The sequence below is a fragment of the Shouchella miscanthi genome (genome assembly GCF_007725405.1).
In the GTDB taxonomy this organism is placed as follows: Bacteria; Bacillota; Bacilli; order Bacillales; family Bacillaceae_D; genus Shouchella; species Shouchella hunanensis.
Genome location: NZ_CP042163.1, coordinates 3,796,026 through 3,811,256, shown reverse-complemented (window position 1 = coordinate 3,811,256; position 15,231 = coordinate 3,796,026). Strand labels below are relative to the sequence as shown.

Genomic DNA, 15,231 nt, shown 5'->3' with positions numbered 1-15,231 from the left:
GTGTCAGGGGTTTTTCGTGGTTTGATTGAAAAGTGACAAACGTTGTGGACTCTACTAAGCATTTTTTCTGAGTAGCGATCCGTTTACGAGGCAGTGAGCTTGGGAATGGAGTTGATAGTAGGTTTTATCTAGGAGGGATGTTCTTGAGGAAAATAGCAAGTGTAGCAGGGTTAATTAGTGTTAGTTTATTGGCGGTAGCTTGCAACGATACAACAGAAGAAAACCCGTCAAACAATGGAGGAACGCCAGAAGGTGCATCAAGTGATCAATCAGAGGAACAAGCATCCGTAAGCAATAGAGACGAAACAGAGGAAGAGGATAGCCTTAACGAAGATCACGATGAAGAAAACGGAGATAACGACTATACGGAAGAACGAGTTGCAGGGGATTATCTCATTTTTGCGGAACCCCATGAATCATTTGGTGTAGTGTTCCAGTTCACGCGGACAGCTGACGAACTAACGCGAGAGGAGCGTTTTCAGCAATCTTTACAAGAAAGTGATCCTTCTCAACGAGATTTATTCTCTGCCACGACTCATTATGAAATGGACGAGAGAACAGCAAATTTCTATTATAACGACGAAGACACCTTAAGTATGGCCGCCACTGAATCGAACCAATTTTGGGAAGTGCTTCATGAGCTATCATTTCGATTTGGCATTAATGAAATAAACCTGTTTAATCAGGACGGGGAAAGAGACTTACACTTTGCCCAAATGACTATTGAAGAACCAATAGAGGTTGATCATGCACCAACTCGAGGCTACTATGTTCGTTTACCTGAAAACCATGATCAAGGCGAGAGTCAATATGTAAGCGGAAACAGTGTAGGAAAAGAGATGTATTATGATGACGATGAATTGCTAGACTTTAGCCAGACGATTGAAGCAATGGCATCTGTTGATGACGACAATGGAGACTATGGCTCTGGACTATATGAAGGTCTGAACGTTCAAGAGGCCACGATTGATGACAATCAAGCGATAGTCAGCTATAACCTACATGACGGTAGTGAGCCATCCGAACAAGAGCGGATCGATTTTGAACACGTCGTTCAATTAGCTGCCCTTGACTTCCAAGTAGAGGAGCTTCGACTTGTCAATGAAACAGAGAAAGTGATCTCCATCTACCCTTTAGCTGAACCGTTTGATTTCAATGAGGATGAACAACATGAAGAATCAAATGAACAAGAGGAAAGCACAGCTATCACGAGAGAGGATGCCTCGAATCTCGTGTTTGACTATATTCGAGATCATGGAGACTATGACCTTGAAGAAGTGCAAATAGGTGTGGAAGATCGAGAAGACGAAGAAGATGTATTTGTTGTGCGCGTATTTGTCTTTTCAGGAGAGATGATGAATACAGTAGGCTGGTACCAAGTAGACAAAGAAACAGGGGAAGTAGAAGAGAGGCAGTGAAGTGACAATGAATAGAAGAAAAGACTACCTGTTCTTTAGTGAACAAGGTAGTTTTTACAGTTAATTTCTAGAATGGGACCATATTAAAATGGTTAAGTGCACGCAAGCCTACAGAAAAATAGAAAAATACTTTATAAAACTATAAACATCTTAAAAATCCGTTCGATATATAGAGTAGCAACACCGCAAGGCAATCTCCAAACGGATGTGGAGATCAAAAAAACATAAGGATGTGTTGAACAATGATTATCAACAACAATTTAAACGCTATGAACGCTCACCGTCAACTTGGCGTAAACCAAGGCATGGCAGCAAAAGCACAAGAAAAATTATCTTCAGGACTTCGCATTAACAAAGCGGGAGACGATGCGGCAGGTCTAGCAATCTCTGAAAAAATGCGCGCGCAAGTTCGTGGTTTAGATCAAGCGAGCCGTAACTCACAAGATGGTATTTCTTTAATTCAAACGGCTGAGGGTGGATTAAACGAAGCTCATTCCATTCTTCAACGTATGCGTGAATTAGCGGTACAAGCATCAAACGATACAAATGATGATGTAGATCGTGAAGCAATTGGAATTGAACTTGGTGAACTAGGAAAAGAACTAGAAAGAATTAAAGACAACACTGAGTTTAACGAGAAAAATATCCTTGATGGTACCGCTGAAACTTTAAATATCCAAGTTGGGGCAAACAATGGCCAAAGTATGGAGTTAGATTTTGCGACAGAGGGAATTGATTTATCTGCCATTGTAACTGCGGTTGGAGCTTTAACTGAAACTGATGTTGCTGATCATGCTACAGCAACGGCGTTAGTTGAAACGATTGATGATCAAATTAAGGCTGTTTCAGCTGGAAGAGCACAATTAGGAGCTTGGCAAAACCGTTTAGAGCATACAATCTCTAACTTAGACAATGCATCTGAAAACCTTCAAGCTGCTGAGTCTCGTATCCGTGACGTAGACATGGCGAAAGAAATTATGGAATACACGAAGCAAAACATTCTTGCTCAAGCGTCTCAATCGATGCTTGCTCAAGCAAACCAACAACCACAACAAGTACTTCAGTTACTTGGATAATCATGAAGAGCCCCTTCTTATGGAAGGGGTCTTTTTTCTATGTGCTTGTGCAACTAGCATATAAGCAAGAGCGTTAGTTAGTTTCGAACTAATTGAATGACGGTTTCGTTCTTCTCGTCACGTACGGCATATGCCAGTGTTGTTCCGTCGCTGCTTACAGTAAAACTATCAATGCGGTCATCTTCACCTAGCTCTGGGGTATGTGCCGTTGCTGTGGTATCCGTGTCTAAATTGAAATGAATAAATTCGTCATCGTAGGTAAACATCATAATGGTTCCATCTGTTAATGGGTACGTCGCAATGCCCTCGCCAAGTTCAATCGATTCACCTGATTCAATACTGTAAGCAAAATGAGTCATGCGTCTGTCTTCCAGCATGGCATAGAGAATATAACGGTCATCGGAGGTGAGAATCGATGTTTGTGATTTTTCATTGTTCGCGAAGAATCCAACCTCTGCTGAATGAATGAATTCAGACGTATCATCTTCTAAGTTATAATGTAAGATCCCTACGTCAGCTAGAACCGCATACATTTCTGTTCCATCGCTTGTGATGGCTCCATGGGGGTATGCACTTAGTTCCTCAAGATCAACTTCATTTGCAACGGTTTCCGTCAAGTCAATCTCTTTGACTTCATTTGAATCCATATCCCAGAGATACATATGTACCACCTCATCGTCATAATGATTGCGGCTACTAATGACGCGTCGAGGATCTTCTGAATAATTCGACCCCATTGTAACAACATATTGATCCCAGTCGTTGTCCATATAAAATTCGGTTACTTCTTCAGTAGAAGGGTTCAGTTCCGCTACCCAATTTCGCTCTTCAATTGGTCGGTCACTGTCAGAGTGGGAATAAACAATCATTCCACTTTCAGAAAGCATTGGTTGAATAGGATGTTCACGTTCTGGGATATCCGCTTCTTTCGTTTCACCATTCATCCAAACCTTTGAACTTTCAATATTTGTTAATTGGCCAGGCTTCTCTCCCCATAATAACGTATCACCGTTTTCACTTATGTAAAACACTGTGTCAGCAACATGACCTTCAATAGAAATTTCATCGAAATGGCTGTATCCCTCAGCTTCAACCTCTGCATTCTCGTTTTCATCAGTTGGCTCATTTCCATTACCATCTTCTTCGTTACCCCCACATGCGCTTAAGAGTGTAACGCTAGTAAGACTGACCATTGCCCCGTAAACTAAACTTTTTCTCATTGTTCGTCTCCTTTTTGTTGAATTCGTTGGTGATTGTCTAAAGTTTTAACATTTTGCAAATAGTAAAGACAGTAAATCTTTTCCCACTTTTATAGGAATTAAACGCTTTATTTACGTTGTTGCACCTTTTAAAACGCAAAAATAAGCCTATTCACTTAGTGTGAATGGGCTTAATTAATTATAGAGGTAAGTAGCGTGATGCTTCTTACTATGCATACACGACTTTAAACGGTTCTAGTTAGAAGAGAACACAATGCCGCTAAATCTATTCTCATTTTCTTCAGAAGGGACTAAATCCGCACGGACTTCTCGGTAATCAGTGCGATCACTTAAGTGACCAGTCATTGTATGAAACGTCGCTTCAAGCTGGTCACTTGTATAGTGCAACATAAATAACTCTTCTTCTTCATCCATTTCTTCTCGCTCAAACTGAGAGTCTTCAGGAAGGACAGCTTGAATGAGGTCGTCTACTTCCTCTTTGCTACGATCAACTTGGTCAGTTACTTCAAAATGAAGCACAACGGTATAGGTTAGGGTATCATTATAATTTATCCAGATGGATTCGTTTTGAAAAAAACCGATTCCCTCTGTGTCAGATGTGTCTTCTCCAAAAGCTTCAACAAACTCCTCATATGTATCGCCTAACCTAGCTTCACCTAATCCGATAAACTCTTCATTTGAAGAAGTAGACGCTTCCTCGGATTCCACTTGTTCAGCCGTTTGGTCATCATTTTCTGTGTTAGCGTCATTTGTCGTTCCTTCTTCATTTTCTGAACAAGCCGCTAAAACGATGACGATTAAGCTGCTTAAAAACAATCTTTTCATCAATCTTTTTCAACTCCTCCTATTGAATAGGTGATATCCATTTTTTCTTACCCTAAACGGACTTTTGAAAACCTGAAATGGGAGGGAGAAAAATTTTTAAGAGAGGGAACGGTACGGATTTTTCTTAAGTATGAACACTATGTGAATTAGTTTGTGAAGTTATTCACAAATTCATGAAAGCGTGTATACTAAGAGTATAAAGAGAATGTGAAAACATTCACAAAGGAGGAAAAACCATGTTACAGTTCTTGCAATCATCTAAATTAGCTCAAGTAGCACTAACGGTTTTACGTATAGCTTTAGGGTGGATGTGGTTTAGCTCAGGTATCGGAAAAGTGATGGGAGGAGAATTTAACGCAGGTGGATTTTTACAAGCAGCCGCAGCCAATCCGGTTTTAAAAGGGGGTACGGAAGAAGTAGCCTACCCGTTGTACGTAGCTTTTCTTGAAAACGTAGCGATCCCCTATGCAGACTTGTTTAGTTTTATGGTTATGTGGGGTGAGGTGTTTGTCGGAATCGCTTTGATCATTGGTCTTTTCACGAAAACGGCTGGATTTTTCGGAGGGGTCATGAATACATCTTTCTTGCTGGCTGGAACTGTATCAACGAATCCACTTATGCTTCTGATGACCATTCCGTTATTAGTAAGCAAGCATAACGCTGGGCGTTTGGGCGTCGATCGTTTTACACCAGCTATTGAAGAAAGGGTAAAGAATAAAAAACGACCGTTAAAAACGATAGAGAAACCAGCATAGTTGGTAGCGGCACCATATCTATTAGAACCTACTATGTAAGGGGGAACATGAATGAATGTATATGAGCATATTCTTCAACAGATTTATGGAAAGCCCCAACTGCTTATTGATGAAAAGAGACTTTTCTTAAATGCCATTTATGAACGTGTTGTTATAGCGATAACAATAGAACAATTAAACAGCGGAAAGATCTACAAAGCAGTGCTTGAAGAAATGGAAAAGGACAACGATTTACGTCTCTGGATTAATGGCTCTAAGCCTTACATCCAGTACGCCTTCTATGTTCAGACCGCAATAAAATTAGGTGTACCCTTCACCGTTGTTCATAGTAAGAGAGCCTCACCTTTCGGGTTAGTTCTAGCAACAGTATCTGTGCCGTCTAATGTGAACAATCCGTTTATAGAAGATCATCATTTTCATTTCGATGCAGAGGACGTTTTAGAAGCTAGTTAATTAGGCAAGATTGGTTGTACGTTAATATGGTCGTTTTAAAGATTGAGAGCAACAAATTAGATATAATACAACACCTCGCCACCGTTACTCTAGTGGCGAGTTTTTTTAAGTAAATGTCTACTTTGCTATTTTCCCAATTGAAAGATTCATAGAAGTAGGATACGGTTAACGAAAGCGCTTTCGTTAAGTGGGAACGTATATGTAAGCGCTTTTATAAAAATTGAATAAAGGAGGCATTAGTATGAAACGAAAGTGGTTCTTATTCTTTATGGTGGCTTTATTGTTCATTCCTACAACAACGAGTAACAATACGGAAGCTTCAACTTTATTTAATACACTCTATTTAGTAGAACAAGACGGGGAGCGCTCATTGTCGAGTGTGCAAGGGACTGGGTTAAAAGCAGATACGATCCGTGCATCTGGGGAGGGGAATGTGTATTTAATCGAACAGATAAGTGGATCGTATGATGGAAGCGGTACAGCTGTTGCAGATTTATTCTTAAATGGGACAGCAGTCGGTATCGGGATCGATGCACGTGTTTCCTATGACTTTGATGGAGATGGGCAGTGGGACCGAGTAGAGGAAACGGATTTAATAGCGACAGATGGGGTTTTAGAAGAAGGCTCTTATGAACAATTTACAAGAGAATTGGTTCATGTGGAGGGAGATGCTTACAAAGCATTTGAAAACGGTAAGATTCAGGTTGAAGTGTCGATGAGATTTGGGAATGGCGATGCAGAGATCAAAGTAAATGCACCAGAACTCGCTTCAAATCTGCAGTTGCCGTATACACTTGAACAAAAAAGCGATGAATCCCCTAGCACAGGCGAGAATCTTGTGCGGAATGGCGATTTTTCCGAGGGAACGGCGCATTGGGATACGTGGGATGGTGAAGGTGGACAGTCAACGTTTTCAGTTGAGAATGGAGCAGGGAACATGCACATTCACCAAATCGCTGGTATGCACCCTGATTGGAACATTCCGATTAGCTGGTCGAATCAATTGTTTCAAGAAGGAATTTCTCTTGCTGGAGGAAGTGTCTATGAATTACGTTTTGATGTGTCATCCACAATGGAACGACCGATTGAAATTGAGCTTAATGGGCTTTCCAACAATCCGAAACATGCCTTTGATGTCACAACCGACACCGATACGAAACGAATTGAATTTTCATTGTTTCAGGAAAGCGACCTACAGCTTATGTTTTTATTGGGGAATGTTCGAAATGGTGAAAACCATACAGAAAACCGTCCTCATACGATTACGATAGACAATGTATCCATAAACAGAATTGGTGGGATTGGCGATAACGAACCAGATCGAGAATGGGAACTCGTCTGGAATGATGAGTTTGAAGGTACGGAATTAGATCGCTCCAAGTGGAACATCGATACAGGTAACGGGTTTTATTCAGGAGGAGAGTATTTCCCGGGATGGGGGAATAACGAATCACAATCCTATCAAGAAGAAAATGTGGAAATAAGAGATGGGCACCTTGTTCTTCGTGCCGAAGAAGAAACCGTTACAGATGAGCACGGTACGTATGACTTCACGTCAGGTAAAGTTCAAACGAATGGCTTATTCAGTCAAGCATACGGAAAGTTTGAAGCAAGAATGAAGTTGCCAGAAGGCCAAGGGTACTGGCCTGCTTTTTGGATGATGCCTGAAGAAGATATTTACGGAGGATGGGCGTTATCAGGGGAAATTGACATTATGGAAAATCGCGGCTCTGAAACCGATGAAGTTGGCGCAGCGATTCATTACGGTGGTCAGTGGCCAAACAATCAATATTCAGGAGGAGCTTATCGTTTTCCAGAGGGTCAATCCACAACGGATTTCAACGTGTATAGCGTAGAGTGGGAGCCAGGAGAGCTTCGCTGGTATGTAAACGGAAATTTGTATACACGATTAACCGAATGGCATTCTGATAACGGCGAGTATCCAGCACCGTTTGATCAAGAATTCTTTCTTATTTTAAATTTAGCTGTTGGTGGCTGGTACGGTGGTGAACCAGACGCAACTACTGAATTTCCGGGTGAAGTCGTTGTAGATTATGTTCGCGTGTATGAAGAAGTAGGCGCGAACTATCCGCAGCCAGGAGAACCAGACGATCGGGAATGGGTTGAAATAGGAGAAAACCTAGTGCGAGATGGTGCCTTTACAGAAACAACAGAGCTTGGTACGCCTGACCAATTGTCGGATACGTGGAACATCCACAACCAAGGCTGGTATGAAGGCTGGGCGGGGTTAGCCGATTTCGCCATTGAACAAGAAACCTTGCGAACAACGGTTCATCAGGTCGGATGGGAATGGTGGCACATTCAGCTGTTTCAAAATCTAGAAGTGCCAGAAGGTGTGTACAAACTAGCCTTTGATATGCGTTCCGATACCCCACGCTTTCTAAATACCGAATTAGTCGGCAGTCAATCAGGGATAAAGCGACACTCCATTGGAACGGAAATGGAAACCCATGAAGCGATCATTGAAGTAGACGAAAATGGGGATTACAGCCTCATGTTTGGCTTTGGACGACGAGCCGGAGATGCACAACTAGCAGTTCCCTATGGAATGGAATTGGACAATGTCCGCTTAGTAGAAGTAGAAGAAGTGAAATAAGAATAAAGGAAAACCGCTGCAGCGCAGTGGTTTTTCTTTATTATCATTAAAGTGAAATGCATGAAAAAAGAGGGCGGCAAGTTGAATCTTTGTATAATTTCCCCGTGTGAATTAGTTGTTATATCTTTCATTATTAAACAAAGCCGGTCAAGGGTAAATGACCGGCTTCCGTGGAGCTATTCAGCATAGATCTAAATTGTTGTAGTTATGAAAATCCAGGTTGCGTGCTGATTCTCGATCACGTAAATATGCCAATTGGGTGTTATCCTTGCCCTTCATAACACAAAAAAGACCCGTCTATTTAGATGGGTCTTTTCTTATTTGTATTTTCTGAGACGGAGCATAATATAACACAAGTTTAACTATAGTTAACGCGAGGCAGGTAGGTGCAATTATAAGTGCACCTTGAAAAATTCCAATTATTAGTATTGAATCGACTTGAGAAGCAAGTATAGAGAAAATGATGCTATTTAAAACAAAACCAAACAAAGGCGTGAACCAATCAGTGAAAAAAAGGGAGTTACTTTTCAAAAATGTCCTAACCGATATTTCTACTAATAAATACAATAGAACAATCCCGCCAATGAAAATTGAGACAAAGACTACATCACTCATAAATTAACCTCCTTACAAAAAAAATGAAAATAGAATGATTAATCTGAATTGTAACTTTTAAGATTGCCAAAAGCAACCATACTTTTTATGTACGTGCTTTTTAATATTATTAACAATAAAGATTGATTTATAAATGAATGTAAGCACAGATGAAAACGACAGAAATCTAAAAAATTCTACGTTACTATTCAACCATTTTCCCAACTTCGAATATCTTAAATTTCAATTAATTTCCATTTCCTGTGTAATAAATGGAAGAGAATAATTGAAGAGATGAGGATTGGATATGAAGACATATGCCGTTGAGAGGATAGGTCAACAAATTGTAGAATGGTATAGCTGCATTATGAAAAAGGATATAAAACAAGCAAAATTATTAAAACCGGAAGTCGATATAATGGTTGCAAATATGGAGCCAGACGACGAACTCATGTTTGGATTTGGACGACGAGCCGGAGATGCACAACTAGCAGTTCCTTATGGAATGGAATTGGACAATGTCCGCTTAGTAGAAGTAGAAGAAGTGAAATAAGAATAAAGAAAAACCGCTGCGGCGCAGTGGTTTTTCTTTATTAAAGATAAACAAGTGGTCTATAAGACGAAATACGATTCGCGTTTCCTATTGTCATTAGAACACATCGTCCACTCGAATCGGTTTATCAATCGGATTTCCATTCGCATCAAACGGTGCTTTAACCATGAAGGTCACTTGTTTAACATCGGCAGCTTGAACGGTTTTTAATGGAAAGTACATACGTTTTTCAAGCGGACTCTCAGTGATGATTTGCCATTCAATACCGTTGCTAATATGTAAGTCAACTTCTTCTAAAATCTCTTCACCATTCACTTCTAATGTGAAATGATCTGTATCGAAAAAGAGTTCCTCATCAACTTCTTCAGCAAACACCTCATAGTCAACATAGATGTATGAACCTTCAGCGGAGTCTAGACCGTCAACAATAAAAGAAATGTGCCATTCGGCATCTATCACTCGTACCTCGTTCAAAGAGAGTTCGATTGGGCCTGTTTTATAGTAACCCAGTTCAGTAGCTTCTTTCCAGACTTGATAGGTGGCTTGTTCTGTATCTTCAATGCGAAGAGGAGCAGTATCGCCTGCTTGATTACACGAGAACAGAAATAAAAGAATGAAAGGAATAGAAAAATATCTCATTGTAATACCTCCTGATTCTATCTCCACCTTTACTTTATCAATTATCAAACCGAGCGTACATGAATAGACCTTACTAAGAGGCGAATGAAGTGGTGAAAATCAAAAGGAGTAGTTTTGATTTAGATAAGATTTTCGACACTGAGAACCTTTCATCTACTAGATAGGTTCTTTTCATTTTGTAAAAGAGAAATCGAGTATCCGTACTTTGCTTTCTCCTTTGCCTTCAAACGTTATAAGTAAGGGCAGAAAGCCGTCATAAGTTCTGTGCATGTCGTTCTTTTTCGCTATGTTCCGTTTACTCTTTAAACAGTGTTGGGTAAACTAAAAAAGAGTTACTGAAAAAATGTTTAGAGTGGGGTCTACTATGGATAAAGCACTATTTAACATCGCTCCTGAAACGTTTGAGCGCTTGAGCTCAACGGAACGTTATTTGTTAACGTACATACATGATCATCTAGATGAGATTGCAACCATGTCGATTGTTACATTAAGTGAGCGTGCAACAGTTTCAACAGCAACCATTGTCCGTTTAATGAAAAAAATGGGCTACCGGGGATATACTCCTTTCAAATATAGATTGGAACAAGATAAGAAAATGGTTGATACAGAGGGGAACTTGAGTGGTATTGATCATTCCATAAAAAAAGCGTTACAGAAAAATGAAGAAGAAGTCCGTCGAACGATACAATTGCAAAGCATTGGACAAATTGAAGACGTTGTCCAGAAAATGTTTAATGCAGAAAAAATTTATATCTTCGCCAGAGGATTTTCTCAAATGATTGCACAGGAAATGATGGTAAAGCTACAAGTATTAGGAAAGACATGTGAAATGCATGATGATCCTAACATCATACGAATTAAATCTCGGAAGATGAATCATCAAACCGATTTAGTCATTTTCGTTTCCTTAAATGGAGAAACGGAAGAACTTGTTGAGGCTTGTCAAAACTTAAGAATCTTACAAGTCACAACCATTACGTTAACAACAAAAGTCAATTCTTCGTTAAACAAGTTGTCCGATATGACCTTACTTGGCTATAAGAGTGAGGGTTCCCCAATACCTGAATATGAAGTCCGTTCCAGGCTGTCTCTTAACGTCATTGCTAGAGTATTACTAGATGCTTATGTGATACGTAGGGAAGATGCCGCCCATAAATAAAACACATAAAAACCACGCCTCTCCATCTTTTAACGAGAAGCGTGGTTTTTGTTATGCGCTACTTGTTTTCATAAGTTGAAAACATTTACAAAATAGCTCGTGCCATAATAAGGACAAGAAAGAAAACCAAGAAAAGTTGGTGAGACAAATGATTTATACGTGCACGATGAACGCCGCAATCGATCTTTACGTAGAGCTAGATACGCTGAAGCCAGGACGAGTGAATCGAACGGTCGATGAAGACTACCAGCCAAATGGAAAAGGCGTCAATGTCTCGATTATATTAAAAAAGTATAAGATCGATAGTGTAGCGATGGGATTTGTTGCTGGATTTACCGGGCGCTTTATTGAGCAATCCTTACATGAAATGGATGTAAAGACCGATTTTGTTCAAGTGGATGGCATTACGCGAGTCAACGTGTTTATGAATGCAGATAAAGAGTACAAGCTAGTAAATCAAGGGCCTCCAGTAACAGATGAAAAACAACAGGAATTGCTTGATAAAGTAGCGCAATTTCATGCAGGAGATACATTCATTGTCTCAGGTAGCCTACCTAGAAATGTAAGCGAATCAATTTTAGCAGAGATGGCAAAGATCTGTGAAACAAACGGAATTGACTTTGTTTTAGATACAAGTATCCGCTCGCTTCAGGCTATTTTACACCACAAGCCTTACCTTCTTAAACCGAACGAAGAAGAGCTCGCTGATTTCTTTGGTCTTGAGCACGAATTAACCGAAGAAGAGTGTATCCATTACGGAAAAGAATTACTCACTCAAGGCGCTAGGAACATTCTCATTTCTCGTGGAGAGAAGGGTAGCATTTTTATAAATGATGATACATGTATCCTTGCCACTTCTCCTAAAGGGGACGTACTTAATACAGCATGTGCGGGCGACGCGCTACTTGGAACATTTATAGGACTGTATAAGAATGAAACCCCTTTAGAGGAAGCCTTAATGAGGGCTACAGCTACAGGGGCATCAACGGCATTTTCTAAGGGATTAAGTGATCTGCAGGATGTTCCGCAACTTTTGAATCAAGTTGAAGTAACTAGGAGGGAATACGTATGAGTCAAGTTAAAATCATTGCTGTTACAGGTTGTCCAACTGGCATTGCGCATACATTTATGGCAGCGGCAGCACTAAAAAAAGCGGCCGAGAAAATGGATGTAGACATTGAAATCAAAGTTGAGACCCACGGTCAGGCTGGAATTGAGAACGCTTTAACTGAGCAGGACATACAAGAAGCAAAAGGCGTGATTGTAGCCGCTGACAAGGATGTGAACGCCGATCGGTTTCATGGAAAACCTGTTGTTGATGTTCCAGTGGCTAAAGCGTTACGTGGAGCAGAGGCGCTTATTCAACAAATTCTTACGGATGAAGCTCCCATCTATAAAGCAAAAAGTGGCTACACAAACCAAGAAGGAACAGAAAAGCCTACAACTAAAAAAGGCGGCTCTATTGGGCGCTCTATCTATAAGTCATTAATGAATGGCGTATCTCACATGCTTCCATTTGTCGTAGGTGGTGGGGTACTGATTGCCTTATCTTTCTTATTTGGGATTTATTCGGCCGATCCAGACCATGAAACCTATAATGCCTTTGCTAGCTTTTTAAACAACTTAGGCGGACTTAGTTTTAGCTTAATGGTTCCGATCCTGGCTGCGTTCATTGCCGAATCGATTGGAAAACGCTCAGGTATGGTTGTTGGTTTTATAGGAGGACTATTGGCCGTTGAAACTGGCGCTGGCTTTCTTGGTGGTATTATAGCTGGTTTTGCCGCTGGTTATCTCATTGTTCTTCTACAATTCGTCATGAAGAAATTTCCTAAGTCTTTAGACGGGTTGAAAATGATCTTCTTATTTCCAGTACTCGGTATTTTCCTAATCGGAGCAGTGATGTTCCCGCTTATGACACCGATTGCCTCCATAAATGAAGGAATGATGACCTTCTTGTCTTCCGTCCAGACTTCGAGCCCGCTGTTATTAGGATTAATTGTAGGCGCCATGTGTGCATTTGACATGGGTGGACCGGTAAACAAAGCGGCTTATGTAACAGGAACATTGTTGTTATCGCAAGGAAATCTCTACTTTATGGCAGGGGTATCTGCGGCTTGTATTGCACCCCCGCTTATTACCGCTTTTGCTGTTTTGTTTTACCGTAAATATTTCACGAAAGAAGAACGTAACGCTGGAATGGTCAACTTTATACTAGGTTCAACTCATATTACGGAAGGTGCTATTCCTTTTGCGGCGAAAAACCCGATTGTTGTATTACCAATCCTTATGTTCGGATCGTCTATCGCTGCCATTATGACGTATTACTTTAGCGTCCAAGTGCCAGCACCACATGGCGGGTTTCTCGTCTTGCCAGTTGTAACAGGAGCATTAAAATGGGTCTTTTCTATCTTAACTGGCTCCATTCTAGCCGGCATTCTATTTGGCTTATACCGCAAGAAGATTGCTGGAGGGAAACCAATCGAAGACTAAACACCTAAAGGAGTGAAAGGCATGATAACGGAAAATCAAATTCATTTGCATGCAACAGCCAAAACACAAGAAGAGGTCTTCTCTACAATTGCTGAGATTGCTGTCCAAAATGGGATAGCAACAGACGCAGAAAGAGTGATGGCGGGTTTAAAAGAGAGAGAGGCACAGAGCACAACGGGATTCCTAGACGGATTTGCCATTCCTCACACGCAAGCTGAAACCATTACCCAACCGGGCATCATCGTTGTTCGAACGGAGCAAGGGATTGATTGGGACTCGTTTGATGATCAACCCGCCTTTTTCTTTATTTCGTTGCTTATTCCAAAAGAAGAAGCTGGCTCTACTCACTTGCAAGCGTTGGCTGCCTTATCATCAGCCCTGATGGACGACGAGAAAAGAGATGGTTTTCTTCAGGCACAGACTGCACGTGAACTTTCAGAGAACATTAATTTAGCTATTACAGGAGATGACAACTAATGGGATTACAATCAACGACACCAATGCTAGAGAAAGCGAAAGCGAATAAACACGGCATTGTCGCATTCAACGTCCATTCATTTGATAGCATCTTTTGGGTGTTAGAAGCGGCAGCGGCATTAAAATCACCGGTCATTCTCCAAACAACAGTGGGAACGGTTCAATCTTTAAAAGCGGACAACCTTGTGCGAGTGGCAAAAGCAGCAGCTGAGCATTTTAATGTTCCAACTGGTCTGCACCTGGATCATTGCACAGATTATAACGTCATAAAAGAAGCCATTCGCGCCGGTTATACCTCTGTAATGATTGATGCGTCGATGCATCCATTTGACGAGAATGTTGCTCGTACTAAAGAAGTCGTCGCGTTGGCAAAAACATTAGGTGTTAACATTGAAGCAGAGCTCGGCAAAGTCGGTGGCGTAGAAGATGACATCGTTGTGGCTGAAGAAGATGCGCAGAAAGCCATTCCCGAAGAGTGTAAACGATTCGTTGAACAAACAGGAGTACCTACTCTAGCACCAGCTATTGGAACAGCTCATGGCATATACAAAGGGAAACCAGAAATTGATTTTGAACGAATTGAACAAATTGCTTCAATCGTCGATGTTCCGCTCGTACTACATGGGGGATCAGCCGTACCAGAGGAAGATGTACGCCGATGTGTCGAACTCGGAATGGCCAAAGTGAATGTTTCGACTGAATTAAAGAACGCTTATTCAGAAGCCATCCGTCAGCACTTTGAAGATGCACCAGAAAGCTTAGATCCTAGAGCTTACTTACAAAAAGCAAAAGAAGCTGCAATCGAGATGGCGAAATCAAAAATCCGCATGGTCGGAAGTGAAAATACCGTCGTACCAGCATTCGTATAAGGTAAACAGCCTCTAACAGAAATTGTTTGTGGTGTGGAAGCTCCTTCTTATGAAGGGGCTTTTTTTTATGTTCTTCGAATAAATAA

Annotated in this window: 15 protein-coding genes; 11 read left to right on the top strand and 4 right to left on the bottom strand. The window is 40.9% G+C overall.

Features of this window, described 5'->3' with window-relative positions:
• The first annotated feature begins 143 nt into the window (after positions 1-143).
• Positions 144-1,418 carry a hypothetical protein gene (locus FPV17_RS19510; RefSeq protein ID WP_144560151.1) on the top strand — a complete coding sequence of 425 codons (1,275 nt, stop codon included), beginning with the start codon at positions 144-146 and terminating at the stop codon, positions 1,416-1,418.
• Between the two features lie 242 nt (positions 1,419-1,660).
• A complete protein-coding gene (locus FPV17_RS19505) occupies positions 1,661-2,494 on the top strand; it encodes a flagellin N-terminal helical domain-containing protein (RefSeq protein ID WP_144560150.1) in 834 nt (277 codons plus the stop codon).
• A gap of 77 nt (positions 2,495-2,571) precedes the next feature.
• Here FPV17_RS19505 and FPV17_RS19500 read toward each other — a convergent pair whose 3' ends face one another.
• Positions 2,572-3,714 (bottom strand): hypothetical protein, encoded by a 1,143-nt coding sequence (locus FPV17_RS19500; RefSeq protein ID WP_144560149.1) that lies wholly within the window; start codon positions 3,712-3,714, stop codon positions 2,572-2,574.
• A gap of 234 nt (positions 3,715-3,948) precedes the next feature.
• The gene (locus tag FPV17_RS19495; RefSeq protein WP_144560148.1) at positions 3,949-4,542 is read right to left on the bottom strand and encodes a hypothetical protein; all 594 of its coding nucleotides are present in this window, start codon (positions 4,540-4,542) and stop codon (positions 3,949-3,951) included.
• Between the two features lie 233 nt (positions 4,543-4,775).
• Between FPV17_RS19495 and FPV17_RS19490 the strand changes: the two genes are divergently transcribed.
• The 3 genes from FPV17_RS19490 (at position 4,776) to FPV17_RS19480 (ending at position 8,364) form a co-directional block, all read left to right on the top strand.
• Positions 4,776-5,294, top strand: coding sequence for a DoxX family protein (locus FPV17_RS19490; protein WP_144560147.1), 519 nt, complete (start codon positions 4,776-4,778; stop codon positions 5,292-5,294).
• Positions 5,295-5,345: 51 nt separating this feature from the next.
• Positions 5,346-5,747 carry a DUF1694 domain-containing protein gene (locus FPV17_RS19485; protein ID WP_144560146.1) on the top strand — a complete coding sequence of 134 codons (402 nt, stop codon included), beginning with the start codon at positions 5,346-5,348 and terminating at the stop codon, positions 5,745-5,747.
• A 241-nt stretch (positions 5,748-5,988) separates the two neighbouring features.
• Positions 5,989-8,364 (top strand): family 16 glycosylhydrolase, encoded by a 2,376-nt coding sequence (locus FPV17_RS19480; protein ID WP_144560145.1) that lies wholly within the window; start codon positions 5,989-5,991, stop codon positions 8,362-8,364.
• Positions 8,365-8,661: 297 nt separating this feature from the next.
• On the opposite strand, the gene FPV17_RS19475 is transcribed toward FPV17_RS19480, so the two are convergent.
• Positions 8,662-8,979, bottom strand: coding sequence for a hypothetical protein (locus FPV17_RS19475; protein ID WP_134259861.1), 318 nt, complete (start codon positions 8,977-8,979; stop codon positions 8,662-8,664).
• Between the two features lie 286 nt (positions 8,980-9,265).
• Between FPV17_RS19475 and FPV17_RS19470 the strand changes: the two genes are divergently transcribed.
• Positions 9,266-9,511 carry a response regulator aspartate phosphatase gene (locus tag FPV17_RS19470; RefSeq protein WP_144560144.1) on the top strand — a complete coding sequence of 82 codons (246 nt, stop codon included), beginning with the start codon at positions 9,266-9,268 and terminating at the stop codon, positions 9,509-9,511.
• A gap of 96 nt (positions 9,512-9,607) precedes the next feature.
• Here the strand turns inward: FPV17_RS19470 and FPV17_RS19465 are convergent, their stop codons facing one another.
• Entirely contained in the window at positions 9,608-10,150 is a 543-nt protein-coding gene (locus FPV17_RS19465) for a hypothetical protein (protein ID WP_144560143.1), read from the bottom strand.
• A gap of 364 nt (positions 10,151-10,514) precedes the next feature.
• On the opposite strand from FPV17_RS19465, the gene FPV17_RS19460 reads away from it, so the two are divergent.
• The 5 genes from FPV17_RS19460 (at position 10,515) to FPV17_RS19440 (ending at position 15,145) form a co-directional block, all read left to right on the top strand.
• Positions 10,515-11,309 (top strand): MurR/RpiR family transcriptional regulator, encoded by a 795-nt coding sequence (locus tag FPV17_RS19460; protein WP_035393604.1) that lies wholly within the window; start codon positions 10,515-10,517, stop codon positions 11,307-11,309.
• 148 nt (positions 11,310-11,457) lie between these two features.
• A complete protein-coding gene (pfkB, locus tag FPV17_RS19455) occupies positions 11,458-12,381 on the top strand; it encodes a 1-phosphofructokinase (RefSeq protein WP_144560142.1) in 924 nt (307 codons plus the stop codon).
• Positions 12,378-13,799 (top strand): PTS fructose transporter subunit IIC, encoded by a 1,422-nt coding sequence (locus FPV17_RS19450; RefSeq protein ID WP_144560141.1) that lies wholly within the window; start codon positions 12,378-12,380, stop codon positions 13,797-13,799. The genes pfkB and FPV17_RS19450 overlap by 4 nt, the downstream gene beginning before the upstream one ends.
• 21 nt (positions 13,800-13,820) lie before the next feature.
• On the top strand, positions 13,821-14,276 hold the full coding sequence (locus FPV17_RS19445; RefSeq protein WP_144560140.1) for a PTS sugar transporter subunit IIA: 456 nt from the start codon (positions 13,821-13,823) through the stop codon (positions 14,274-14,276).
• Positions 14,276-15,145, top strand: coding sequence for a class II fructose-bisphosphate aldolase (locus FPV17_RS19440; RefSeq protein ID WP_060704568.1), 870 nt, complete (start codon positions 14,276-14,278; stop codon positions 15,143-15,145). Before FPV17_RS19445 ends, FPV17_RS19440 begins: the two co-directional genes overlap by 1 nt.
• The last annotated feature ends 86 nt before the right edge of the window (positions 15,146-15,231 follow it).